Consider the following 25,570-nt stretch of genomic DNA (forward strand, 5'->3'; position numbering starts at 1 on the left):
CTCCTCCTGTTATACATTCTCAAGCAAAATTGCGACACCTTGACCCCCCCCCGCACAGGCAGAGGCCACACTGTATTTTAACCCAGCTTGCTGTGCTGCGCGCGCTGCCGTAAGGCTTAAACGTACCCCCGAAGCTCCTAAAGGATGACCAATCGCAATCGCACCGCCATTCACATTCGCTTTGGAACGCTCTAAACCCAGTTCACGTTCGCAAGCTAAATACTGTGCGCCAAAGGCTTCATTAATTTCAACCCGATCAATATCGCTAACTTGAATGCCCGCCTTTTTCGCCGCTGCACGAATCGCCGGAGCAGGGCCGATGCCCATAATTTCGGGCGGAACCGCAACCGCTGCGCCATTTACAATCCTCGCAATCGGCTTTAAGCCGTGGGCGCGTACCCAATCGCCATGCGCTACTAACACTGCTGCTGCACCATCCACAATCGCTGAGCTATTGCCACCAGTTTGGATGCCACCAAAGGCGGGTTTGAGTTTTTGTAAAGTTTCAAAACTGGTAGCACGCACATGGCTATCGCGTTCAAAGCTTTGTGCACGATCGGCGAGTTTCAAACTTCTGGATTTATAGCCCTCTAAATCCCATTGGCTATTCACAACAGTGCTCACTTCTGGCTTGAAGTAGCCTGTTTCCCAAGCTGTGGCTGCACGGGCAAAGCTTTCTTCAGCAAAGCGATCCACTTCTTCGCGGCTAATGTTATAGCGCTTCGCAAGGTTTTCAGCGGTATCACCCATACCAATACCGGGTGCGGTATCTTTGGTTGCTTCCCAGAGGAAGTCTTTAAACTCCACTTGACCCATGCGGAACCCAGAGCGGTGCGTATAAGCCGCAATCGGGTTGCGTGACATGGATTCAGTCCCCACACAAAGTACTACTTTTGCTTTGCCTAAACTGATTTGGTCGGCAGCGGTGAGGATAGTCTCAAAGCCCGTACAGCAGAGGCGCTGTACTAATAAGGCCGGCACATTGGCGTTGACACCAGCATACAGTCCAATGTGCCGGGGGAGGAAATAGGCATCGAAGCTGGCTTGCGCCATATTGCCCGCGATAATGGCATTGACTTCAGACGCAGAAATGCCGCTGGTTGCAAATAAACTGCGCGCTGCATAAATGCCTAAGTCAGTGGGCGCGACATCTCGCAGCAGGCCGTTATAGTCTGCAAAGGGAGTACGCTGACCTGCGACTAACCAAATATCATCGTAGCTGGCAGTCAGTGCTGCTGCTTCGGAGTCAGCAAAAGGGTTAGGGTTTGTATTCATGTTTGTGGGCCTTTGCCAGTACGATTAAGGAAATGCCCGATGCGCTCTACGACTTCGGGGCTAGTTTGCGTCAGGGCTGCCGTGAGTGATTCGACAAATAGGCCATCATCTGAGGCCATATTGTTGATGCGTGAAATCGCCGAAACCATCGCCCAATTCGCCATTGGCGCATTTTCTGCAATGCGTTTGGCGAGTTGTTGAGCTTTAGCGAGGCTTTCACCTTCACCGACTAAGTAATGGGCTAAACCTAAGCGCATGCCTTCATCCGCATCGAGAATTCGGCCTGTGAGCATCATTTCGCACATGCGCCCCGCACCAATAATGGTAGCAACCCGTACTGAAGCACCCCCCCCCACGAAAATACCGTGACGGCCTTCAGGCAATTGATAAATCGTGCTAGGTTCGGAGATGCGCACATGCGTGGCTGTGGCTAATTCTAAGCCGCCACCAATCACTGCACCTTGCATAGCAGCCACTACGGGAATCCCACCATTTTGAATCCGATCAAAAATCCGATGCCAGCCCCGCGAATGCTGCATAACCCCAAACGGTTCACGATGTTGATGTTCAGATAAATCTAAGCCCGCACAGAAATGCTTACCTTCGCCGGCCAAAATAATGACACGCGTGCCTTCTGGCGTAGCAATTAAAGCTTGCTCTAAAGCAGCAAGGAGGCGGTCACTGACAGCATTGCGTTTTGCCGGGCGCGCTAAAGTTACCGTATAAATAGTCTCCTCATAGGAGGTTTTGACTAATTGTTCGCTCATGGGCATATCCTTTCGGGCTTCAGCCTTCTAGTGTTAATTGAATGACGGTTTGCTCTGGCTGCTCTGCATACAGTGCATTTACCAGATGAGCGCGGCGGTTCAATACCAAGCGCTGATTAAGATAGCCTTTATCGGTAATTTCACCTGCTTCCACAGAGGGTGGCTCAGCCATTAACAAAGCATTGGAGGCAAACATGGAAGAGCCACTGCCATTTGCCCGCATCGAGCGTAAGCCTTGAGCGACACAAGTGCGCACTGCAGGATGCGCTAACACGTCTTCAACCGTAGCATCAGCAGGTAGATCAGGACAAAGGCGGCGGCATTCTGGCACATTCGGGAAGACCAAGAAACCCACTGTGCTGCGATCATGCCCAGTAACCACAATGTCTTGAGCAACCGGTTTGAGGGCATCGATACCAGCCACCCGAATCGCACCCACATGCACCCAAGTGCCTGTCAGCAACTTAAAATCCTCACTGACACGTCCATCAAAGAGTAGACCTAATTCGGGGCGCTTAGGATCAACAAATTTCATCGCATCGCCAATCAGATAAAAACCATCGGCATCAAAGGCTTTTTCAGTGGCTTCAGGATTTTTCCAATAGCCTGGGAAGACATTCGGGCCTTTCACTCGTACTTCTAATTTGCCTGCATTCGGCACTAATTTCAGCGTCGTACCCGGTACAGGTACACCCACCACGCCCGAACGCTCGGCTTGAAAATGGCAATCAGTCGCCATCGGTGCAGTCTCTGTGGAACCCCAAGAAGACACCAACATAGTTTCACAGCCCGGTACAGTTGCGGCCAACTCTTGCATGGCTGTCCATAAATGTTGAGGCAGGGCAGCACCGGCATAGAAGATATATCGCAGATTACGGAAGAAGTTTTCACGTAAAGTTTGGTCTTCACGCAATAGTGGAATTAGCATGTCATAAGCACGCGGCACGCTGAAATAAACCGTTGGAGAAACTTCGCGTAAATTCTTAACCGTTTTTGCCAGTAAACCAGGGACAGGTTTACCTTCATCTAAATACAGGCTGCCGCCCCAAGACAGCACCATATTAAAGTTGTGATTGCTGCCAAAGGTATGGCTCCAAGGCAGCCAATCGACTAATACTGGCTTTTCGGTTTTTAAGAAAGGCCAAGCTTGTGCCTTCGCTTGCTGATTTGAGCAGAGCATTCGTTGGGTATTAATGACCGCTTTGGGCACACCCGTTGAGCCAGAAGTAAACAAGAATTTAGCAATCGTATCATACAACCAACCAGAAACACAAGCGAACAAGGCGGCAATTAAAAAGATGGTCATACGTGAACGTAGGGTATTCACTCCCATTGCTTCTGCCATCACCCGCCCGCCTTTCAGAGCACGAATGGCGCGACCTTCACGTGAATCCAGTAAGTTGCTGGTAGCCAACATAGCGAGCAGGAGAAAGAATAAAATCAGATAGAAAATTTCCTGACCTTCATCTAAAGCCCAGCCAAAAATCGAAATCGGTGGGATACCCGATAAGCCAGTATGTCCGCCTAAAGTTTCCATCGTGCCAAACAGGAAGTAGAGGCTAATCCCCCAAGCAATGGTACCGAGGGGCAAATAGTGACCAGAAAGCCGCAGAGTGAGAGCACCCAAAATAAAGGCTACCCCCAGCGTAATCACGATGCCTGCAAGCAAACCTAACCACGGTGAAGCATGGAATTGAGTGGTTAAAACCGCAGTGGTATAAGCCCCCAAGCCGACAAAGGCCGCTTGACCGAAACTGGTTAAACCGCCCACTCCGGTCAAGAGCACTAAGCCCAAAGCGACTAAGGCATATAAACCAATGTAGTTCATTAAGGTGATATGGAAAGCCGGCAGCACTAAGGGCGCAGCTATTGCTAACACTAAGAAAATGCCAACTAGGATTCGTGGAGATAGCGCGAATTTCATTCTTCATCCTCCACATGGGTGCTTTTCAAAGAACGCCAGAGTAAGACAGGAATAATCAGGGTGAACACGATCACTTCTTTATATTCACTTGCCCAGAAAGATGAGAAAGCTTCCAGCAAACCGACCAGTAAAGCGCCTAAAGCAGCTAACGGATAGCTGGCTAAGCCACCAATAATGGCCGCAACGAAACCTTTCAGGCCAATCAAAAAGCCAGTGTCGTAGTAGATCGTAGTAATGGGTGCAATCAATACACCAGAGAAAGCCCCAATTAGGGTGGCGACTAAAAAGGTGATCTTACCCGCTAAGGCGGGGCGAATTCCCATTAAGCGCGCACCGACTCGATTAATGGCAGTGGCACGTAAAGCTTTACCGTAAAGAGTGCGTTCAAAGAAGAAATACAAAGCAGCGATACAAGCTAGTGAGGTCAGAACGACCACTAAAGTTTGACCAGAAACGGTTAAAGCACCTAAGTCTAAACTGGCATCACTAAATGCAGGTGTGCGTTGGCCTTCCGCGCCAAAGAAAAGTAGACCTAAACCCACCATCGACAAGTGCAAAGCCACTGACAGAATCAACAGAATCAACACCGAAGCATCGGCTAAGGGCTGATACACCAAGCGATACAACATCGGCCCCATCGGTACGATTACCGCTAAGGTCAGAACCATTTGTACAAGCATGGGGAGTTTCGCTAAAGGCAATAAGAACAGGATCGCTAGCAGGATCAGCGGATAGGCTAGATTCCATAACAAAGTTTTGATGAGTTTGTCATTGCGCTTAGTGCGTACTGCCTGTATTCCATCTAGCAAAGAAACAGCAATACCTAGGACAACTAATAACCAAATCGTAGCGGGAGCAGTGCCAGTTTGCAGCGTAGCCATGGTCAAAGCGCCATACGCGACGAACTCACCTTGAGGGATAAAGATAACTCGTGTTACTGCAAACACAAGTACAAGGGCAAGTGCGAGTAGCGCATAGATTGCACCGTTGGTGATGCCATCTTGCCCGAGAATTAATGCTATCTGTAAATCCACATAGACCTCCTCCTGTCGTATGGATCGCGTAGCGCGTTATGAATGATTTGCAAAGTAACAGTTAAAAACTAACTTGTCAAACAGTTGTTTTATTAATTAGTTTGTACTAATTTGTTTAGTTAGTAGGGGCTTATGACTAACTAGTTAGTCGGAGGCTTGCGGGGTAAATCAAGGCTTAGGTATGCTGTGGTTAAGTTTAAGTGGGGCTAACAAGCATTAGCCTCTGTGACCGAGGAAAAAGATCATGAATCAGGCAGAAAACCAGCCTGTGTTAGCCACTGAACAAGTCAATGCCGTTGAAGCTGAAATTTTACGCTTAGCGCGTGAGCTACCCGAATTAGGCCAAGCAGCGGTGGCTACTCGTCTACAACGTGCGGGCTTACAAATTTCCGCCTCAGGCGTGCGTTATATTTGGCAAAAATATGGTTTAGAAACTGCCGTAAAGCGTTTACAAGCGTTGGCGGCAGAAAACGCTGGCTGCTTGGAAAGTCTGACTTTAAATCAGCGCCGCTATTTAGAGCGAGGCTTATTAAGTACACGCTTAGCCCAAGGTGAGCTGGCAGAGGATGAACCTGCAAACCTACCTGAATCTGAATTAGAGCCTTTAGATCGGCAGCGGATTATTCTGAATGCGGCCGCTGAATTGTTTTCAACCCAAGGCTTTGACCGTACCACGATTCGGGATATTGCCAGCCAAGCCGGTTTATTGCCAGGGTCGGTTTATCACTATTTCTCTTCAAAAGAAGAACTTTATATGGCGGTACACCAAGAAGGTTTCCGCTCGGTCATGCTACAAATGCGGCTTGCGACTCATGAGGTAAGTGATCCTTGGGAACGTCTAAAGCGGGCTTTTACCGTGCATATTAATGGCATGGTGGGCGGCTCAGCGATTGATCGTTTGACTGGGCATAGCCTTGCACTCACTGGACATCCGCGCTTATTGGATATGATTCGTGCAGATCGGGATGCGTATGAGGATGTGATTAAAGCACTGATTGCGCAGTTGCCACTAAAACCAGCAGTAAACCGCACTCTATTACGTTTGCAACTATTGGGAGCGATGAACTGGGTGTATGTTTGGTATCACGAAGGTAAACTAAGCCCTGAGCAAATTTCTGAACAGATGATTGATATGTTGCGTTTGGGCGTGGAAGGCCAAGCTCAAGCTTAGAGCTTGGCTCTAGCTTTAAACCGATTCACTGGGTTTGCTTAGTTTGCCATTCACTAATAACCTCCTGAGCTGCCCGAAATGCTTCTTGAGTCGCAGGTACGCCGCAATAGACCGCTGAATGTAGCAGTACTTCGCGAATTTCTGCCACGCTGCAACCATTATTCAAAGCACCGCGCACATGGCCTTTTAATTCGGTAGTGCATTTCAGCGCAGTGAGCATGGCAATCGTGACTAAAGAGCGGGTTTGCCGTGGTAAACCTTCCCGCTGCCAGACCGAACCCCAAGCATGGGCATTAATCCACTCTTGCAAAGGCGCATTGAATTCATTGGTATTGGTTAAAGCCCGTTCTACAAAATCCGCTCCCATCACTTCTGTACGTGTTTGCAAACCTTTTTCAGCACTCATTAGCCCAAACTCCAAAGCTTAAAAAGGCCTAGTTTAAAACGAGTACAAGGTTTACTTAAATTTTCTGTTTCAAGGCGGCTAAGACTGCTTCGGTATGCTGACCAATTGCAGGTAGATCAGGATCAGTAGGAAATAGAGGCTGTCCATCAATTTCAAACGGCAAACCGGGTGCTCGATAGGCTTGGCCGGTTGCGTTATCGACTGAAGTAATTAAGCCATTCGGACGATTCACATGGGGATCATCATACATTTCCACAGGGCGTGACACGGGGCCAAACGGAATACCTTGCTGCTCTAAAATCGGTGTGAGCTCTGCATAATTGAAAGTGGCGACGGCTGCTTCGACAATAGGAATCGTCCATTCACGATTATTGATTTGATCCATGCGCGTCTGCAAGCGAGGGTCGGTCAATAATGGTTCTAAACCCAATAGACGGCACACGACTTCCCAATGACCGCCTGTAATCGCACCAATGAAAATCGAGCGTTCATCTTGAGTGGTGAAAATATCATAAATCGGCCATGAAAATTCGCGGTTAGGCATCGGGGGGGATTCAGTGCCCTCTAAATCAAATTGCACCATGTGCTGCATGACCAGCAATAAGCAGCTTTCAAATAAACCCGTGCGGATTTGATGGCCTTGCCCATCTTGTTGGCGTTTGAAGAGGGAGGCTAATACAGCAAAAGCAGTGAATAAACCACCCGTAATATCTACCGTTGAAGACCCAATACGCAAGGGGCGACCTTTAGGCCCAGTCATATAAGCCATGCCAGTCATCATTTGTACGACTTCATCCATCGCTGTGCGATTTTCATAAGGGCCGTGGAGAAAACCTTTGCAGGAAGCAATAATTAGCGCTGGGTATTTAGCCTGTAGTTGGTCTGGTGACAAAGCCATTTTTTCCATTGAGCCATCACGGAAGTTTTCAAGGAAGACATCAGCGGTGCTAATAATTTCATGTAAACTCGCTAAACCTTCGGGTGTCTTAGTGTCTAAAACAACCGATTTTTTGCCCCGATTGAAAGTGGGGAAAAAGCCACGCCCCATACCAGTGAGTAAGCGGGTTTTATCACCATCGGGTGGCTCGATTTTGATGACTTCAGCACCCAGTGAGGCCAAGAAAAAACCTGCAGATGGCCCCATAATCATGTGGCTAATTTCTATCACACGAATGCCTGCTAATGGCTGGTAGCTTTGCTCCATGATCATTCTAACTCCTCAGTAATGAAGTCAGATTAACATTGACTTGTATATTTTAGAATTTTTAAAGTAAGCTAAATCGATCTTAAGTTTTAAGTGCCCAACCTTTCTCCAACCTAAGGTGCTTATAGTAAAGTTTCCGATAAACCAACTGAGGAGAGACCCATGAAAAAATCTTGGACAAAACCAACTTTCAAAGATATGCGTTACGGATTTGAAATCAATCTGTATGTAATGAATCGCTAAGCGATTGTATGCCTTAGTGCTTGGTTCTGCTGCGGGCGGTGGTTTCCCGCAGTGGAACTGTAATTGTCCAATGTGTGCGGGTGTGCGTAATGGCACAGTCCAAGCTCAGGCACGCATGCAGTCATCGATTGCAATTTCCACCGATAAGATTCACTGGCTTTTGGTGAATGCCTCTCCTGATATTCGCACCCAAATCAATACGCTACATCACTATCTGCAACCGGCACGTGGCTTGCGTGATACCGGCATTAGTGCCGTATTGCTTGCGGATAGCCAAATTGATCACACTACAGGGTTATTGATTCTGCGCGAAAGTAAACAGCCACTAGAGTTGTACTGTACTGATAGTGTGTATGAGGATTTAACCACTGGCTTTCCGGTATTGAATATGCTTTCGCATTATTGCGGGGTGAATCGGCATATTTTAGCGTTGGATGGTTCGGCTTTAAGCATTCCTAAGCTTGAACATTTACGTGTCACGCCTGTACCTTTACACAGCAAAGCACCGCCTTATTCACCGCATCGGTATAATCCGAGTGAAGGGGATAATGTGGGATTCTGGTTTGAGGATACCCAAAGTGGCGGTAAATTATTCTATGCCCCTGGTTTAGGTGAAATCGAAGCGCATTTACGCCCCTATTTTGAAAATGCCGATTGCGTATTAGTTGATGGTACTTGTTGGACAGATGATGAAATGTCACGCCGCCAAGTCGGGCATAAGCTTGCGCGCGAAATGGGGCATTTACCGCAATCGGGTGAGGGTGGAATGATCGAGTGGCTCGCGAATTTTCCTGATACGCGCAAGATTCTGATTCATATTAATAATACCAATCCGATTCTGGATGAGAATTCAAAAGAGCGTGGAGAGTTGACTGCGGCTGGGATTGAAGTGTCATTTGATGGGATGTTGTTGGAGCTTTAAAAGCCATTATCCATTGCGAATAATGGCTTAGGTGATTAACTATTTATTCTTATAACACACTTGTGTGTTAGTCCATTTGTCATGCCAACCACTATTGGTTTTGCCTAAAAACGAAAATGGTTCAAAAGGTACGAAACGAGCTAGTGAACGTAAGAAAATCTGCTTAAAACTTGGCTTGGAACCATCCATGCTTACTACATAAGTCCCTGTTACTAATTTCCCTAAGCTGCGACCCGTGTAATATTCCAGAGGAACGTAATATAAAAGCAGAATCCCTATAATAAAGACCCATTCACCCACAGGATTGCCAAGAAACGCCATAACATTTACTTCAGTTAAGTAGCCTAAAACCCCAACTAAGAAGCCAATTGCAAATACTAAAGCATAGTAAGCGGCTGTATCTATTAAAAAATTAGTAAAACGTCGGTTTTTATCTGCAGGAATCAAGCCAGTTTCGGCTCTTCCTAGGGTTAGATCCTCAATATGACTTTTGGGGGCTGCATAAATTGATTCGGCACTCTGCATAGCATTATCCTCGATTGATTTTAATTATTAATAACCAGAATAGCAGCTCGAATAAAATTAAGTTTAAATTCACAGCTAAATGGCAGCGACTTGCTCTATGGTCTTGATATAAAAGCTAGTAAGCAGATTTATAGCTCGACTAAGGCAATAAACTTAACTTAGCTTTCAATCTAAAGGCTAAAGCAAGCACCTTATTACTCCTAAGCCCATAATAAGAACGCTGCCATAAATCAGTGTTAATCAACTACTTGCTTTTAAAATCAAAGTCATAGATTTTTCCCTCAACTAAAACAAGCTTACTAGCTGAGCACTAAGCTTCTACGGATGATGCAATGATTTCGGGCTATGCTTTGAGTGCATAACTCGTCTTTGTGATTAAAAGGAGCATTCCATGCAATTTGGCATTATTGGTTTGGGGCGAATGGGCGCGAATATGGCGACGCGGATTATGCGTGTCGGGCATGAATGCGTGGGTTTTGATCGTAATCCGCAAGCTTTACAAGCTCTAGAGCAGCAAGGTGGAGTTCCAGCACCGTCTTTGACAGAGTTTGTTGCTAAGTTACAAACTCCGCGTGCTTTATGCTTAATGTTACCAGCAGCGATTGTGGATAGCGTGTTGGAGGAATTGAAGCCTTTGCTGCAAGCAGGCGATATTGTGGTCGATGGTGGGAATTCGTATTACCACGATGATATTCGTCGCCACCAAGCTTTTGCTGAGTTGGGTGTTCATTATTTGGATGTAGGCGTGAGTGGCGGTGTATGGGGTTTAGAACGTGGTTATTGCTTAATGATTGGTGGTGATAAAGAGGCAGCTGATCATTTAGAACCCATTTTCCAAGCCTTAGCACCCGGTGTAGAAACTGCGCCGCGTACCAAAGCTTTAGAAAGTTTGCCAGTTTCTGCGGCTGAACAGGGTTATCTGTATTGTGGTTCAAGTGGTGCTGGGCATTTTGTGAAAATGGTGCACAACGGCATTGAATATGGGCTAATGGCTGCATTTGCGGAAGGTTTGAATATTCTGCATAGCGCAAATGTAGGGAAGCAAGATCATGCCAAAGATGCAGAAACGACACCATTACGCCATCCTGAACATTATCAATATGACTTTGATATTAAAAGTATTACCGAAGTTTGGCGGCGCGGCAGTGTGGTCGGTTCATGGTTGCTCGATTTGACTGCTGCTGCTCTACACAATGATCCGAACTTAGACAGTTTTGCAGGGCATGTAGCAGATTCAGGTGAGGGGCGCTGGACAGTACAAGCGGCGGTGGAAGAGGGTGTGCCTGCGCCAGTGATTACGACTGCCTTGTATTCGCGCTTCGAGTCGCGTGGGCAGGAAGATTATGCTTATAAAGTGTTGTCCGCGATGCGTTATGGTTTTGGTGGACATTTAGAAAAGAAAAACTAAGTGGCCAATTAGCTCTTAAAGCTGCCTTATTGTTTCAGGCTGACTGCGTGAGCTGCTCAGCCCATATACAATTACTTTCTCCTCCCCGTTTTATAAATTATTCCCGATAAATCCATCGGTTTTATCTTTTAAAATCTTGGTCTATTTTACAGAAAAACGTTTGCGCAAACGTTTTTTTGGAGTAGGCTGTAAAAAGGTAGGAAGGAAAAACTGTCATTTGGAGGAGATCATTATGACTATTTCACGTCGTAAATTTGCATTTGCTATGCTGGCTAGTTTGGGTTTAATGAGCAGTATCTGGGCGAGTCCAGTGTTTGCCGAAGATGCCCCGAAAGTCGCTTTAATTATGAAATCCCTAGCCAATGAATTCTTCCAATCGATGGAAGAGGGCGCGAAGGCACATCAAAAAGAAAATGCTGCTAAATACACTTTAGTCACCAATGGGATTAAAGATGAAACTGATACCGCAGCACAGATCAAAATTATTGAGCAAATGGTGGCGCAAAAAGTGAATGCCATCGTCATTGCACCTGCGGATTCCAAAGCCTTAGTACCAGCGATTAAAGCCGCCGTCGATAAAGGGGTGTTGGTGGTCAATATTGATAACCAACTCGATCAAGCTGCTTTAAAAGACAAAGGTTTAGTGGTGCCGTTTGTGGGGCCGGATAATCGTGCTGGTGCTAAGTTGGTAGGCGATTATGTGGCTAAGCAATTAAAGGAAGGCGATAAAGTAGCGATTATTGAAGGGGTTTCCACTACTTTCAATGCGCAGCAACGCACCGCGGGTTATAAAGATGCTATGGATGCGGCCAAAATCAAGGTTGTTGGCGTGCAATCTGGTAATTGGGAAATTGATGGTGGGAATAAAGTCACTTCGGCGTTCTTGCGCGAAAATCCTGATTTAAAAGCCGTGTTAGCAGGCAATGACAGCATGGCAATTGGCGCAGTGGCAGCGATTAAAGCGGCCAATAAAACAGGGCAGGTCTTAGTGGGCGGCTACGATAATATCAGTGCTGTTAAGCCTTTATTAGCCGATGGCAGCTTACTAGCCACGGCTGATCAGTTTGGCTCTAAACAAGCGGTGTTTGGGATTGAAGTGGCCTTGAAAGCGATTGCTGGCAAGCAAACCCAAAATGATATGCAGGCTCAAGTAAAAACCGATGTGGTTCTAGTGACCAAAGACTCTAAGTAATATCGCCACGACCCAGCTACCTTCATCTCAGGTGAGGGTAGTGCTTGCTTCTTACTATCAGCGTGCGAGCCAGCTATGAATCTTAGTTCTGCATCATCCAGCACGATCAATAGTTCGGCAACTCCCGTGCTGCAATTAAAGGCCATCAGCAAATCTTACGCGCAAACCTTAGTGCTAGAAGAGATTACGCTAAGCTTGCAACGGGGCGAGGTCTTGGCACTGACGGGAGAAAATGGCGCGGGTAAAAGTACGGTTTCCAAAATTATTTGTGGCTTGACCTCAGCTTCCAGCGGCTCACTATTACTCAATGGACAAATCTATACACCATCCTCACGGCGCGATGCAGAAACGCAGGGTGTGCGTATGGTTTTGCAAGAATTGGGTTTAATTCCCACTCTGACCGTGGCTGAGAATTTGTTAATGGGGCATTTGCCGCACCATCTAGGTTGGTTAAATAAAACGGCATTACGCGAACGCGCCATTCAGCAGCTTAATAAAATGGGTTTGGGACAGCTTAATCCTGACACCCTAGTTTCTGAACTAGGGATTGGTCAGCAGCAGATGGTGGAGATTGCGCGTAATTTGCAAGACAACTTACAAGTGCTAATTCTGGATGAGCCTACTGCAATGCTCACTCCCCGCGAATCGACTCATCTTTTCCAACAAATTGCTGAATTAAAAGCGAAGGGTGTGGCGATTATCTATGTTTCGCATCGCTTAGAAGAGCTACAGAAAATTGCGGATACAGTTGCTGTCTTACGTGATGGGCGTTTGGTTGATGTTCGAGCGATGGCAGGGGTGCAGGAGAAAGACTTAGTCCAACGTATGGTGGGGCGCGCTGTCGACGATTTAAACCAGCAAGTAGCACGTCCACAAGGCCGTGTTGCCTTACAAGTCGAAAAGATTTCGCGCGCTAAAGCGGTTAAAGCAGTCAGTTTCGAGCTGCATCATGGCGAAATTTTAGGAATTGCAGGCTTAGTTGGCTCAGGCCGCACTGAGCTTTTGCGTTTATTATTCGGTGCAGATAAAGCCGATAGCGGGCAGATTCAAATTCAGCGTAAAGACCAACTCCTCAAGATCACCCCCAATTGGTCTAGTCCTTTAGCTGCTATTCAAGCCGGTTTGGGGCTAGTCACCGAAGATCGCAAATCCCAAGGTTTATTACTCCCTCAATCCATTGCCCACAATATTAGTCTTGGGAATACGGCACGGATTGCGGTGAAGGGCTTTGTGGCGCGTCTGCGTGAAAAAGTATTGGCAGCAAAATGGATTAAAGCGCTGGCGATTCGTTCCTTTGGAGCAGAGCAGGCGGTTGCGACCTTATCCGGTGGCAATCAACAGAAAGTGGTGTTTGCCCGCTGGTTAGAAAAAGACTGCGATATTCTGCTATTAGATGAGCCAACACGTGGGGTAGATGTGGGCGCACGCTCGGATATTTATGCGCAAATTAATCAAATGGCGGCTGATGGCAAGGCGATTGTAATGGTATCAAGCGATTTGCGCGAATTGATGGCGGTGAGTGATCGGATTGGCGTAATGAGTATGGGGCGTTTAGTCGCCTTATTTAAGCGCGGCGAGTGGACCGAACAAGCACTTTTAGAAGCCGCTTTCACTCAAAGCTAGCTCAAAACTTCTTTTCTATAGGTAGTGTTATGCAAGCAAACCAACCCATAGCTTCAAGCCCCGAACTGGATAAACATAAAACCTCTTTCTGGCAATCGCCGTGGGCAACCTATTTGGGCTTATTGGTGGTTTTGCTGGGGCTAATCGCGTTTTTTAGTCTAAAAAGTGAGTATTTTTGGAGTGCTGACACCTTTATTACCATTGCCAATGATATTCCGGGCTTAGCGGTGATGGCGGTAGGGATGACCTTTGTATTGATTATTGCGGGGATTGATTTATCGGTTGGCTCGGTGTTGGCGCTGAGTGCTGCGGTCAGTGCCGTGGCGATTTTACAATGGCATTGGTCGCCATTATTTGCTGGCTTATTGGCCTTGCTGGTCGGCTTGTTTTGCGGCACGGCAAATGGTGCGATTAGTGTGGTCTGGAAAATCCCCTCGTTTATTGTGTCACTAGGCTTATTGGAGGCGATTCGCGGCAGTGCTTATTTAGTCACTGATTCACGCACTCAATATGTAGGCAGTGCAATGGGTGGCTTAGCGCAACCCTTGGCAGGCGGTATTTCCAGTGCTTTTATTATCGCGGTCATCGTCGTAGTGATTGGGCATATTCTGCTGACTCGTACCATTTTTGGACGCTATGTGATTGGGATTGGCACCAATGAAGAGGCCATGCGTTTAGCAGGGATTGACCCACGTCCAATTCGAATTAGCGTATTTGCGGCGATGGGCTTATTAGCGGCTTTAGCCGGTTTAATGCAAGCGGCACGTTTAGAGGCAGCCGACCCGAATGCAGGGGTTGGGATCGAGTTAAAAGTGATTGCTGCGGTAGTGATTGGTGGAACGAGTTTAATGGGTGGGCGCGGCTCGGTGGTGGCCACTTTCTTCGGTGTATTAATCATTGCAGTGCTAGAGGCCGGTTTAGCGCAAATCGGTGCTAGTGAACCGAGCAAGCGTATTATTACTGGTGTGGTGATTGTGGTGGCGGTGATTATTGATACACTGCGTCAACGTCGCCTACAGTCTGCACACTAATTGCCCTATGACTTCTATTAAAGATGTAGCCAAACACGCCCAAGTCTCTATCTCCACGGTTTCGCATGTGGTGAATGGCACGCGCTTTGTCGGCGCTGAGGCCACCCAACGCGTACAAGTGGCGATTAAAGAATTAGCGTATGTGCCGAGCAGTGTGGCGCGTAGTCTAAAAAGCCAACACACCCATACCTTAGGGATGCTAGTTCCCAACTGCTCCAATCCCTATTTTAGCGAGATTATGCGCAGTATTGAGGAGCGTTGTTTTGAGCTGGGCTATAACCTGATTTTGTGCAATACCTATGACAAGCCTGAGCGCCAAACTAAATATCTACAGATTTTAAGGGAAAAGCGCGTCGATGGTCTAATTCTGATTACTGCTAGTAAGCCAGATCAATGGCGTTTACCGTCCAAGCTGACTATTCCGGTCGTGTTAGTGGATCGTGAGGTCAATAATAAGTTCTGCGATTTAGTGGAAACGGCGCATGAGCATGGCGCAAAACTAGCTACTCAACATTTAATAGCTTTACGTCATCGCCAGATTGCCTGTATTGCAGGACCCAAAGGTTTGAGCGCTAGTGATCAGCGGGTTAAAGGTTGGCAGGCCGCGTTAGAATGGGCCTCTGTTAAACCTTCTGTATTGTTGCATAGTGATTTCACCAGCCAAGGCGGTTATGAAACCATGCTGGAACTATTAGCATATTGGCAGGATGCACAAACAGATAAGCCTAGTGCCGTGGTGATCTGCAATGACTTAATGGCAATTGGCGCTTTACGGGCAATACATGAGCAAGGTTTACAAGTGCCACGCGATTTATCCATTGTGGGTTTCGATGATATTGAATTATCTCGTTTTACCAATCCGCCGCTTACCACCGTGCGCCAACCTAAGCAAGCGATGGGGATTCATGCGGTGGATATGCTGATGGAACGGATTAAAGGGCGGCGCAGTGAAACTCAAGCTTTACTCCTAACGCCGGAATTAGCGGTGCGGGATTCGACGGCTCCATTCCTTGCTTAATCATTAGGGCGGATTATGAAAAAGACCTTATTGCTCCATGCCGAATTATCGCATTGCATCGCTACGCTGGGGCATGGCGATATGCTGATTATTGCGGATGCCGGTTTGCCCATTCCAGCTCAAGTACAGCGCATTGATTTGGCGGTGAGCCTTGGTACACCGAGTTTACAAGCTGTGCTGCAAGCAGTTTTAAGTGAAATGCAGGTAGAGCGCACGCTGGTGGCACAGGAAGCACTAGTGAATGAAAAGACGCCAGACTGGTATCAAGCTTTTGTTGGGCAAGGTCTCCCTAAAACGTTTGAAGCCGTTTCGCATGAAGCTTTTAAAAAACTCAGTCAACAAGCCAGAGCCATTGTCCGTACTGGTGAAGCTACCCCTTATGCCAATATTATTCTCTACTCGGGTGTTTGTTTCTGAGAATTACTTAAAAACCTGCTAAATATTAGTAAGCTTGCACTCTAAACCCGTTACATTCTTCGGGAGCTACTCGGGCAAGGAGCGTAAGGAGTTTTCCAACCTTTCCCCAACCCTAGTAACTTATACTTCCATAATGCCTTAAGAAGAGGAGCTTAGTGCATGGCTGATGCTTGGACCCCCGCCGAATTTGAGCAGCAATTACGCGCTTTAGGCCGTTATTATCACGTTCACCATCCCTTTCAAGTCATGATGTATGAAGGCAAGCTCAATGCTGAGCAATTGCGTGGCTGGGTCGCGAATCGCTTTTATTATCAAGTGACGATTCCCCGTAAGGATGCTGCGCTGTTATTCAACTGCCCTGATCGTGAGGTGCGCCGTCAATGGATTCAGCGTATCTTAGACCATGATGGTGGCCCCAATGCGGGGCATGTTTCCGATGGTGGGATTGAGGCATGGATTCGCTTGGGCGAGGCTTGTGGTGTGCCACGCGAAGAATTGCTGGATCAGCGTCATGTGCTTCCGGGTGTGCGTTTTGCGGTCGATGCTTATATCAATTTCGTACATACCGCCGATTGGCGTGAGGGCGTTTGCTCGTCTTTAACCGAATTATTTGCGCCCACTGCGCATAAGCAGCGCCTGCAAAGTTGGCCGGATCATTATCCGTGGATTGATAATGCCGGTTTGCAATATTTCCGTAATCGTTTAACCGAAGCGCACCGCGATGTGGATCATGGTCTAGCTTTAACCTTGCAGCATTTCACCACTTATGAGCAGCAGCAACGTGCTTTAAAAATTCTGAAGTTTAAGCTGGATGTACTTTGGTCGATGCTGGATGCGATTTATCTGGCCTATGTGCAACATATGCCCCCGTATTTCAATGTGGAGGAACCCGCATGAGTGTTGATTTCAAAGCCGTGCCACGCTTGGCTGGAGGCTATCGTTTCCAATGGGAAGAAGCACAACAAAATCATGTGTTGCTCTATCCCGAAGGTATGGTGCAATTGAGTGATACCGCCGCTGCAGTATTGTCTTTATGTGATGGAAAACGCACGGTGGAAGCCATTGTCGCGCAGTTGGAGGAAGACTACGAAACCGAGGGTTTGGATGAGGATGTCACCCAATTTTTAATGGAAGCCGAAGCCCAAGGCTGGGTTAAATATGGCTAAAATCCCGCCGCCCTTGTGGCTATTGGCTGAGGTCACTCACTCTTGCCCTTTACAATGTCCGTATTGCAGCAATCCTTTGCAATTGGTACCGAAGAAAGATGAGCTAGACACTGAAGGTTGGCTCAAAGTTCTACATCAAGCGCGCAAAATGGGGGCAGCACAACTGGGATTTTCCGGTGGCGAACCCTTAGTGCGCAAAGATTTAGAAGTGCTGATTGCCGAAGCGCGTAAGCTTGGTTACTACAGTAATCTGATTACTTCCGGTGTCGGTATGGACGCGGCACGAGTGGAGAAATTCCGTGAACTGGGTTTAGATCATATTCAAGTCAGCTTCCAAGCCGATGATGCGACCTTGAATGATTATCTAGCGGGAACCCATGCCTTCCAACATAAATTGGATATGGCACGTGCGGTCAAAGCAAGCGGGTATCCGATGGTATTGTGCTTTGTCATTCATCGCCAAAACACCGATCGAGTGGCGCAAATGCTCGATTTAGCGGCCGAATTACAGGCCGATTATGTGGAGCTGGCCACTACCCAATTTGAAGGTTGGGCACTAGCGAATCGCGATCATTTATTACCGACTTTAGAGCAAGTACGCGAAGCTGAGCGGGTCGCGCATCACTACCAAGAAAAGCTCAAAGGTAAGATGAAAATTTATTATGTGGTGCCGGATTATTATGAAAATCGCCCAAAAGCCTGTGTAGCAGGTTGGGGTAAGGTGTTTTTAGCAGTAGCGCCAGATGGTTTAGTGTTGCCTTGTCACTCCGCCCGTAGTTTGCCCAATTTAGAATTACATAATGTGCGTGACCACGATTTAGCTTGGATTTGGTATGAATCCAAAGCCTTCAATTATTTCCGTGGTGAAGATTGGATGAAAGAGCCATGCCGCACTTGTGATGAGCGCGAAAAAGATTTTGGGGGTTGCCATTGTCAGGCGTTTAAGCTCACGGGCGATCCGACTAATGCTGATCCAACTTGTGCGAAATCCCCGCATCATCACCTGATTGAGCAGGCAATTGATACCACTCGTCTTAACCCTAACAGTTCTAAGCCATTGTTATTTAGAAAAAGGCAGAATAATAGCAATTTAAGTTGACTGACAACTTGAATCATGGCTTATTCTAAGGTCTATCTCCATACACGTTTGCAAAGTCAGAGTTAGAGGTGCACTCTGCTTAGAGTAAAAATGATTGAGTGGGGGCTAAATCGTATGCTTACAACGCAGGAGGAGGCGTATGGGGCAGGCACTTAATGTTTTAGGGATAGGTTCAGAGTCGTTATTAAAGCGGCGGAGTCTATTAGATAGTCAGTGGAATCGTTTTGTATCGGGAGTGCATGCTGGTGCGCCGCTTCCTGTGCGAGATGATATTGTTTCTTCTTGGCAGCGTAGCGCACAATATACCCAACCCCGTCATGGCTCCGCACCTGCGGATGATCTTTATGTTACCCAGCAAATGTGGAAAGACTCGATTCTGAGTCAGGCTGTCCAACGTGAACAAGACCAAATTACGCAGTTAGCTAAAGAAGGCGAGTTGGTAGCGGGTATTGCAGATACTCAAGGTCGTTTATTGTGGACTTTAGCCAGTCGACATATGCGCAGTCGGGCAGAGTCAGTGAATTTTACTGCCGGTGGCTGGTGGGATGAGCGTTCAGTTGGTACGAATGCGGTGGGCTTATCTTTAAATCTCAAACGTCCAGTGACGGTATTTTCATCCGAACACTATCAGCCTTTTGTGCATGATTGGGTATGTTATGCTGCACCCATTTTGCATCCCCAGTCAGGTGAGCTGGTGGGGGTCTTAGATATGTCCACTACATGGCGGCGGCACACACCTTTAGGGCAAGCAGCCGTCACAGAGATTGCTCGTTCTATAGCCCAAGGACTACCGCAGCATTTACCCAAAGCTGAATTAGAAATTTATGCATTGGGTCAAGCGCGAGTGGTTTTTCGTGGCAAAGCGCTCCATTTACCGCTACGCCAAGTGGAAATTTTGGCGTTACTCGCTTTGAATCCACAAGGTTTGAGTCTTGAAGGTTTACATGCCGCTTTATATGGTGAGCAGTCGGTTTCGCTGTCTACCTTAAAAGCTGAACTTTCACATTTGCGCCGCATTTTAGATGGTCAAATTGGCTCGCGTCCTTACCGTTTACAAGTTTCAGTGTGGGCTGATTTCGTGCAAGTCTGGCAAGCCCTGCACCATAATCAAACCAGTTCAGCATTTAGCCTTTACCAAGGCAGCTTGTTGGTGCAATCCAATTCACCAGAGCTAGAAGAGTGGCGGCATTGTATTGATGCGGTGATGGATAAAGCGCTTGGTTCTTGTGAAGATGCTACCCTTCTAATGGACAAACTGTGTAAAAGTACGGGGGGTAGTGAGTTAGTTCGTGAACGCCTCGCTGAGTTAGTTGATAAGCCTAAATGGTAAGCAAAGGCTGGCTTATTAAAGATAAGCCAGTGTACTGAATAATAATTAAAAATATTAAATCGTCCCCAACCTTTTCCCAACCAAATACTCGTTATGATCTCTGCTAGATGGCCGTAATGTCATGGGAGTTACATTACGGTTTCCTTAGACAATTACCATTGGAGAGGAGACTCTAGTATGAAGTCTGGTGATTTATTTCGTAAGGTATTATTAGCATCAGCTATTAGCTTGGCTTTGACCGCTGCACCTTTAATGGCAGCAGTCACTGATCAAGATATTGCTAATGATGCTACCACCCCTAATGATGTGGTGAGTTATGGTTTAGGTTTGCAGGGGCAACGTTTTAGTCCATTAGATAAGCTCAATACCGAAACGGTTAAAAATTTAATACCTGCTTTTGTATTATCGTATGGCGATGAAAAACAGCGTGGTCAAGAAGCTCAACCTTTAGTTCATAATGGAAAAATTTTCGTAACTGCTTCATATTCTCGCGTATTCGCTGTTGATGCAAAAACCGGTGAAGAATTATGGCAATATGATCACCGCTTACCAGATGGTATTTTACCTTGCTGCGACGTAGTAAATCGGGGCGGCGCTCTTTATGATAATCTATTTATTTTCTCCACTCTCGATGCACAATTAGTTGCTCTTGACCAAGATACCGGTAAGGTAGTTTGGAAAGAGAAAATGGAAGATTATAAAGCAGGCTATTCAAATACCGCTGCGCCTATTGTTGTAAATGGCAAAGTTATTACCGGTGTATCGGGTGGTGAATTCGGTATTGTTGGTAAAGTTGAAGCGCGTGATGCTAAAACTGGCAAATTAATTTGGATGCGCCCGACTGTCGAAGGCCACATGGGTACTTTAGATGGGAAAGATAATGGAATTACGGGTGAAACCAATAAATCATGGCCGGGTGATTTATGGAAAACAGGTGGTGCTGCTACTTGGTTAGGTGGTACCTATGATGCTGAAACTAATACACTTTTCTTTGGTACGGGCAACCCGTCTCCGTGGAACTCACATTTACGTCCTGGCGATAACTTATATTCATCTTCTGTCTTAGCAATTAATCCCGATGACGGCAAAATCAAATGGAGCTATCAATGGACACCACATGATGGTTGGGACTTTGATGGTGTCAATGAGTTTATCTCCTTCGATTTGAAACAAGCCGATGGCAAAGTGATTAAAGCTGGTGGCCATGCGGATCGTAATGGTTTCTTCTATGTATTAGATCGTACCAATGGTCAATTAATTAGTGCTAATCCCTTTGTTAATAAAGTAACTTGGGCTAAAGGCATAGATTTAAAAACTGGCCGTCCTGAATATGATGATGCCAATCGCCCAGGTGCACCGAGTGGTGCTGATAAAGGTCAATCAGTATTTGCTGCCCCTTCATTCTTAGGTGGTAAAAACTGGATGCCAATGGCTTATAACCCAAATACCGATTTATTCTATGTACCTTCTAATGAATGGGGTATGGATATTTGGAACGAGCCAATCAGTTATAAAAAGGGTGCTGCCTATTTGGGGGCTGGCTTTACGATTAAACCTTTGAACGAGGATTATATTGGTGCTTTACGTGCGATGGATCCAAAAACAGGCAAAATTGTTTGGGAAGCAAAAAATAAAGCACCATTATGGGGTGGAGTATTAACGACTGCGGGTAACTTAGTATTCACCGGTACACCAGAAGGTTATTTAAAAGCCTTTGATGCTAAAACTGGCCAAGAGCTATGGAAATTCCAAACAGGTTCTGGAGTAGTAGGCTGCCCAATTACTTGGGAGCAAGATGGTGAACAATTCGTTGCGGTACCTTCTGGTTGGGGTGGTGCTGTGCCATTATGGGGTGGTGAAGTTGCAAAAAGTATTAAACACTTAAATCAAGGTGGTAGTTTATGGGTATTTAAACTGCCAAAAACTACCTCCTAATTTTAATTAAAAAAAGAGGCAGATACTCTGCCTCTTTATAAGCATAACCACCAATAAACTGAATTGATTTGAGGTTTTAATCAATGCAAGGCAAACTTATTTTAACACGGATCTGTGGTGCTTTCTTATTAGCTAGTACCATGCAAGTTTGGGCTCACGGTGATGTTACTCCACAGCCGATTGATATTACTGGCCTAGAGCCGATTAAGGATTCTGATACGGTGTTTGTAGATACCAACCCGTACTCAGGTAATGAAAAAGCAATTGAAATAGGCAAACATGCGTTTGCGCAAAACTGTGCACGTTGCCACGGAATTGATGCTATTTCTGGCGGTATTGCCCCAGACCTACGTGAAAAATTGCCTTTAGGTGCTGAGGGGGATGAGATTTTCAAAGAGCGGATGGTTAATGGCGCTATTCGTAATGGCGTTACCTACATGCCAAAATTTGAAGGTATCGTCAAACAGGAAGGTTTGTGGGCGATTCGTAGTTGGTTAGAAACAGTGTCTGTTGATGCACCGGCGAAAACTGCAGCTGCCCCTGCAACCACAACAGCATCTGCAGCCAGCACTGAAACAGCAGCACCTGCAGCTAGCACAGCTACATCAACCACTAGTACTGCTGCTACTCCAGCTACCACAACAACAGCACCTGCGGTAACTGATCCGGCTAAACCGGCAACGAATTAAGTCGTGCCTTTGGTTGCCACTGTTTTGAGCGGTGGCCTTTTTAAAGTATTTATAGTTAGGAGAGGCTATGAATATGAGAGTGTTAGCGAGTGTAGCTTTAGGCTTAAGTTTAGCAACTTCGAGCTTATTTGCCGCTGGCTTAGATGATATTAAAAATAAAGGCGTGCTAAGCGTCTCTTTATATAAAGATTTCCCCCCTTATTCTTATATCGCTGATGGCAAGCAAACCGGTATTGATGTTGATATTGCTAATGCCTTAGCAGCTAAATTAGGTGTGAGTAGTCAAATTCGCTTGGTCGGTGCTGATGAAAATGTCGAGGACGATTTACGCAATAATGTCTGGAAAGGGCATTATTTAGGTGGTGGTGTCACTGATCTGATGTTGCATATGCCGGTGGATAATGCCTTTGCAGAAAAAGTTGATAAAGTGAAATTCATTGCACCTTATCAATTGGAACAAGTGGCTTTTGCGTTTGACACGAACAAAGTAGGCAAACAGCCGACTTTAGCAAATTTTATGAGTGATTCGATTGGGGTTGAAATCGATACCCTGAGCGATTTGTATTTACTAGAGGCCATGCAGGGAAAAATTAGTAAAAACATTCATCACTTTGAAAATCTCAGCAAAGCAATAGCTGCTTTAAAAGCAGGCGAAGTGGCCGGTGTAATGGGGCCACGTGGTGAGTTGGAAGGTTTATTAAAAGACCACCCTGAGACGATTCAAGTGCAGTCTTTAGTAACGCCCGGTTTAGCCCGCTCTAATTGGGCGATGGGAATTGCAGTCAAAGCGGATAATGAGGAGTTAGTGAAAGCTGTTAATGAGAATATGGCTGCTTTAGTGAAAGACGGTACGGTAAAAAAGATTTTCGAACAGTACCAAGTCACATATACACCCCCTGCGATTGCACCTGATGTGACTGCAAAAAATTGAGGTAGCCATGCGCCCCTTATTCATTTTCCTCCTAACATCACTGCTCAGTCCATGGGGTTGGGCAGCTGATTCGGATACTTTAAACTCCCCACAATGGCAGTTTGTTCATACGCGTTTTCTTAAAGCTGAGCCTTACCAGTTTGATGGAGCAGTCAAAGTTGAGGCTCCAACTGACGCCGAAGATTCCTTAAATGTACCAATTTCTTTCCAAGTGGATGGTCTAGAGGGTATCCAAGAGATTGTGGTTGTCGCTGATCTCAATCCAATTCCCCAAGTCTTGCGCTTTCGCCCGAAAGAAATGCGTCCACACTTAAGCTTTCGTATGAAGTTACAACAAGGTAGCCCGATTCATGTGGCGGCTAAAACTGCCGATGGTCTGTGGCATGTGGGTGGTGTATGGGTGAATGCCGCTGGGGGTGGTTGCACTTTACCGAGTGTAGGTACGGCCTCAGGGGATTGGACGAAAACGCTAGGTCAAGTATCCGCGAATGTTTGGCAGCGTCCAGATGGCTCAAATCGTTTAAGAGTACGGGTAATGCATCCAATGGATACCGGCTTAGCTTCCGGTATTCCAACCTTTCATATTGAAAACTTAAATGTTTTGAGTGAAGACGGCAAAGTCCTTGCTGAATTAGATTTATTTGAGCCAATCAGTGAAAACCCCATGCTGAGTTTTGATGTACCTAAACAAACTCAATTCAAATTGGAAGGCCGCGATAATAACGGCAATAAGATTCAAGCTGAGGTGGTGCAATGAAGCGGTTGTTGGGGATCGGCTTATTAGCTTGCAGTATTCAGCTCTCAGCGGCTAGCTTTGAGTATCCACTTCAGCCACAAGCAATTGCGCCGGATACTTTTGTCTTGGAAGGCAAAACCGAAGATTTTAGCAAAGAAAATGGTGGCTATATTGTCAATGCCGCTTACATCGTGACGAATGACGGGGTCGTGGTGATTGATACTGGGCCTTCACGACGTTTTGGTGAACAACAGCGCGCGTTGATTGAGAAAGCCACTGGTAAAAGAGTCATTCGGGTATATATCACGCATCATCATCCTGACCATTTCTTTGGTAATCAAGCCTTTGCTGATTTACCCATTTATGCCTTGCCAGAAACGATTCGGGGCGTGCAGCGTGAAGGCGAGACTTTTAGCAATAATATGTATCGGCTGATTGGCGATTGGATGCGTGATACGAGTGTGGTTGCACCTAATCAAGAAGCTAAATTAGGCCGTGAGGTGATTGGTGGGCATGAGCTAGAGCTGTTAGCTTTCAAAGGACATACCCCTGCGGATTTAGCGGTGTTTGATCATACGACAGGTGTGCTATTTGCGGGTGACTTGGTATTTAATCAACGCGCTGCTACTACGCCGCATGCGAATATTGTGGACTGGTTAGCTTCGCTTGAACAGCTCTTAAAATTGCCCTTTAAAGTCTTAGTGCCAGGGCATGGTAAAGTCACGCAAAACGACCAACCAATTGCACAAACGCGCGCTTATTTAGTTTGGTTGCAAACGATTCTTCAACAAGCGGCGGCCAATGGTTTAGATATGAATGAAGTGATGGCAACACCGATTCCAGCTGATTTTAAGGAGGTAGCGTTGGCTCAGAATGAGTTAAACCGCTCAGTTGCACATTTATATCCAGCCTTAGAGGCTGAACAGCTTAAACCAGCTAAGCAGGCCGAATGAGACTTTGTTTATTGCTCGTATTAAGTTGGAATATTTTCAGTTGTCAGGCTGAGGAGTGTGTACGTACTCCACAAATGCCGATAGGTTTAAAGCAAGAACATTATCGTAGTCCCACACCGGCCTGCGTACCGAATGGAGTTACGCTGAAAACGGCAGAGTTGCAAAAGCTCATTGAAACCGATAAGCCCATTCTGATTGATGTAATGGCGGCTTTCTTACGGGAAGACGAGGGTTTTCCAGCGACTTGGCTAGTGAATGAACCGCATGACAGTTTACCGAATAGTATCTGGCTGCCTAATGTCGGCTATGGTGTGCTAGAGCCAAAAATTGAAACTTGGTTTAAAGCGCAATTAACTAGTCTCAGTAAGAATGATCTTAACCAAGCCTTAGTTTTTTATTGTGTCGCTGATTGCTGGATGTCGTGGAATACCGTGCAGCGCGTGCGTGAGTATGGGTATACGCGAGTCTATTGGTATAAAGAGGGCATTGATGGCTGGAAAGAGGCTGGTTTACCAGTTGTAAAAACCGAACCCCAAGCGTTTACGTCGAACTAACCCCATAGAGAGAAGCC

At 46.4% G+C, this 25,570-nt stretch carries 26 protein-coding genes; 19 read left to right on the forward strand and 7 right to left on the reverse strand.

What is annotated here, in order from left to right; genetic code table 11:
* Window positions 1-9: 9 nt before the first annotated feature.
* Genes Q0230_RS15795 through Q0230_RS15810 form a run of 4 tightly spaced genes read right to left on the reverse strand, consistent with a single transcriptional unit; the run spans window position 10 to window position 5,000 of the window.
* Window positions 10-1,275, reverse strand: a complete 1,266-nt coding sequence (locus Q0230_RS15795) for a thiolase family protein (protein WP_298611208.1) — start codon at window positions 1,273-1,275, stop codon at window positions 10-12.
* The gene (locus Q0230_RS15800) at window positions 1,272-2,042 is read right to left on the reverse strand and encodes a crotonase/enoyl-CoA hydratase family protein (protein ID WP_298611210.1); all 771 of its coding nucleotides are present in this window, start codon (window positions 2,040-2,042) and stop codon (window positions 1,272-1,274) included. The genes Q0230_RS15795 and Q0230_RS15800 overlap by 4 nt, the downstream gene beginning before the upstream one ends.
* Window positions 2,043-2,061: 19 nt before the next feature.
* Window positions 2,062-3,966 (reverse strand): AMP-binding protein, encoded by a 1,905-nt coding sequence (locus Q0230_RS15805; RefSeq protein WP_298611212.1) that lies wholly within the window; start codon window positions 3,964-3,966, stop codon window positions 2,062-2,064.
* Complete coding sequence (locus tag Q0230_RS15810) at window positions 3,963-5,000, reverse strand: branched-chain amino acid ABC transporter permease (protein ID WP_298611214.1); 1,038 nt, start codon at window positions 4,998-5,000, stop codon at window positions 3,963-3,965. Before Q0230_RS15810 ends, Q0230_RS15805 begins: the two co-directional genes overlap by 4 nt.
* 244 nt (window positions 5,001-5,244) lie before the next feature.
* On the opposite strand from Q0230_RS15810, the gene Q0230_RS15815 reads away from it, so the two are divergent.
* Window positions 5,245-6,171 carry a TetR/AcrR family transcriptional regulator gene (locus tag Q0230_RS15815; protein WP_298611217.1) on the forward strand — a complete coding sequence of 309 codons (927 nt, stop codon included), beginning with the start codon at window positions 5,245-5,247 and terminating at the stop codon, window positions 6,169-6,171.
* A 25-nt stretch (window positions 6,172-6,196) separates the two neighbouring features.
* Here the strand turns inward: Q0230_RS15815 and Q0230_RS15820 are convergent, their stop codons facing one another.
* Complete coding sequence (locus Q0230_RS15820) at window positions 6,197-6,577, reverse strand: carboxymuconolactone decarboxylase family protein (protein WP_298611248.1); 381 nt, start codon at window positions 6,575-6,577, stop codon at window positions 6,197-6,199.
* Between the two features lie 55 nt (window positions 6,578-6,632).
* Entirely contained in the window at window positions 6,633-7,781 is a 1,149-nt protein-coding gene (locus Q0230_RS15825) for a CaiB/BaiF CoA-transferase family protein (RefSeq protein ID WP_298611251.1), read from the reverse strand.
* Between the two features lie 162 nt (window positions 7,782-7,943).
* On the opposite strand from Q0230_RS15825, the gene pqqA reads away from it, so the two are divergent.
* Window positions 7,944-8,024 (forward strand): pyrroloquinoline quinone precursor peptide PqqA, encoded by an 81-nt coding sequence (gene pqqA, locus Q0230_RS19695; RefSeq protein ID WP_367274146.1) that lies wholly within the window; start codon window positions 7,944-7,946, stop codon window positions 8,022-8,024.
* Window positions 8,025-8,028: 4 nt separating this feature from the next.
* A complete protein-coding gene (pqqB, locus tag Q0230_RS15830) occupies window positions 8,029-8,946 on the forward strand; it encodes a pyrroloquinoline quinone biosynthesis protein PqqB (RefSeq protein ID WP_298611254.1) in 918 nt (305 codons plus the stop codon).
* A gap of 39 nt (window positions 8,947-8,985) precedes the next feature.
* Here the strand turns inward: pqqB and Q0230_RS15835 are convergent, their stop codons facing one another.
* The gene (locus Q0230_RS15835) at window positions 8,986-9,471 is read right to left on the reverse strand and encodes an RDD family protein (RefSeq protein ID WP_298611257.1); all 486 of its coding nucleotides are present in this window, start codon (window positions 9,469-9,471) and stop codon (window positions 8,986-8,988) included.
* A 391-nt stretch (window positions 9,472-9,862) separates the two neighbouring features.
* Here Q0230_RS15835 and gnd point away from each other — a divergent pair, with 391 nt between their 5' ends.
* From gnd to Q0230_RS15915, 16 genes are all read left to right on the forward strand, one after another.
* On the forward strand, window positions 9,863-10,879 hold the full coding sequence (gene gnd, locus Q0230_RS15840) for a phosphogluconate dehydrogenase (NAD(+)-dependent, decarboxylating) (RefSeq protein WP_298611260.1): 1,017 nt from the start codon (window positions 9,863-9,865) through the stop codon (window positions 10,877-10,879).
* A 232-nt stretch (window positions 10,880-11,111) separates the two neighbouring features.
* Window positions 11,112-12,071, forward strand: a complete 960-nt coding sequence (locus tag Q0230_RS15845) for a sugar ABC transporter substrate-binding protein (RefSeq protein WP_298611263.1) — start codon at window positions 11,112-11,114, stop codon at window positions 12,069-12,071.
* Between the two features lie 75 nt (window positions 12,072-12,146).
* A complete protein-coding gene (locus Q0230_RS15850; RefSeq protein ID WP_298611267.1) occupies window positions 12,147-13,694 on the forward strand; it encodes a sugar ABC transporter ATP-binding protein in 1,548 nt (515 codons plus the stop codon).
* A gap of 29 nt (window positions 13,695-13,723) precedes the next feature.
* On the forward strand, window positions 13,724-14,725 hold the full coding sequence (locus tag Q0230_RS15855) for an ABC transporter permease (RefSeq protein ID WP_298611270.1): 1,002 nt from the start codon (window positions 13,724-13,726) through the stop codon (window positions 14,723-14,725).
* Between the two features lie 7 nt (window positions 14,726-14,732).
* A complete protein-coding gene (locus Q0230_RS15860; RefSeq protein WP_298611273.1) occupies window positions 14,733-15,743 on the forward strand; it encodes a LacI family DNA-binding transcriptional regulator in 1,011 nt (336 codons plus the stop codon).
* Window positions 15,744-15,758: 15 nt separating this feature from the next.
* A complete protein-coding gene (gene rbsD / locus Q0230_RS15865; RefSeq protein ID WP_298611277.1) occupies window positions 15,759-16,160 on the forward strand; it encodes a D-ribose pyranase in 402 nt (133 codons plus the stop codon).
* Window positions 16,161-16,319: 159 nt separating this feature from the next.
* Window positions 16,320-17,057: a pyrroloquinoline-quinone synthase PqqC gene (pqqC, locus tag Q0230_RS15870; RefSeq protein WP_298611281.1), complete on the forward strand. Its 738-nt coding sequence runs from the start codon at window positions 16,320-16,322 to the stop codon at window positions 17,055-17,057.
* Window positions 17,054-17,326 (forward strand): pyrroloquinoline quinone biosynthesis peptide chaperone PqqD, encoded by a 273-nt coding sequence (pqqD, locus tag Q0230_RS15875; protein WP_298611284.1) that lies wholly within the window; start codon window positions 17,054-17,056, stop codon window positions 17,324-17,326. The genes pqqC and pqqD overlap by 4 nt, the downstream gene beginning before the upstream one ends.
* Window positions 17,319-18,425, forward strand: a complete 1,107-nt coding sequence (gene pqqE, locus Q0230_RS15880; RefSeq protein WP_298611287.1) for a pyrroloquinoline quinone biosynthesis protein PqqE — start codon at window positions 17,319-17,321, stop codon at window positions 18,423-18,425. The genes pqqD and pqqE overlap by 8 nt, the downstream gene beginning before the upstream one ends.
* Before the next feature lie 139 nt (window positions 18,426-18,564).
* Entirely contained in the window at window positions 18,565-19,755 is a 1,191-nt protein-coding gene (locus tag Q0230_RS15885) for a transcriptional regulator (RefSeq protein ID WP_298611290.1), read from the forward strand.
* A gap of 177 nt (window positions 19,756-19,932) precedes the next feature.
* Window positions 19,933-21,690 (forward strand): PQQ-dependent methanol/ethanol family dehydrogenase, encoded by a 1,758-nt coding sequence (locus Q0230_RS15890; RefSeq protein WP_298611293.1) that lies wholly within the window; start codon window positions 19,933-19,935, stop codon window positions 21,688-21,690.
* A gap of 83 nt (window positions 21,691-21,773) precedes the next feature.
* Window positions 21,774-22,379 carry a cytochrome c-550 PedF gene (gene pedF / locus Q0230_RS15895; RefSeq protein WP_298611296.1) on the forward strand — a complete coding sequence of 202 codons (606 nt, stop codon included), beginning with the start codon at window positions 21,774-21,776 and terminating at the stop codon, window positions 22,377-22,379.
* Window positions 22,380-22,446: 67 nt separating this feature from the next.
* Window positions 22,447-23,310, forward strand: a complete 864-nt coding sequence (locus Q0230_RS15900; RefSeq protein ID WP_298611299.1) for an ABC transporter substrate-binding protein — start codon at window positions 22,447-22,449, stop codon at window positions 23,308-23,310.
* Window positions 23,311-23,317: 7 nt separating this feature from the next.
* A complete protein-coding gene (locus tag Q0230_RS15905; RefSeq protein ID WP_298611302.1) occupies window positions 23,318-24,067 on the forward strand; it encodes a quinoprotein dehydrogenase-associated SoxYZ-like carrier in 750 nt (249 codons plus the stop codon).
* Entirely contained in the window at window positions 24,064-24,999 is a 936-nt protein-coding gene (locus tag Q0230_RS15910; protein WP_298611304.1) for a quinoprotein relay system zinc metallohydrolase 1, read from the forward strand. The genes Q0230_RS15905 and Q0230_RS15910 overlap by 4 nt, the downstream gene beginning before the upstream one ends.
* Window positions 24,996-25,553, forward strand: a complete 558-nt coding sequence (locus tag Q0230_RS15915) for a rhodanese-like domain-containing protein (RefSeq protein ID WP_298611306.1) — start codon at window positions 24,996-24,998, stop codon at window positions 25,551-25,553. The genes Q0230_RS15910 and Q0230_RS15915 overlap by 4 nt, the downstream gene beginning before the upstream one ends.
* Window positions 25,554-25,570 lie beyond the last annotated feature (17 nt).

The sequence above is a fragment of the uncultured Thiothrix sp. genome, assembly GCF_937876535.1.
Lineage (GTDB): Bacteria > Pseudomonadota > Gammaproteobacteria > Thiotrichales > Thiotrichaceae > Thiolinea.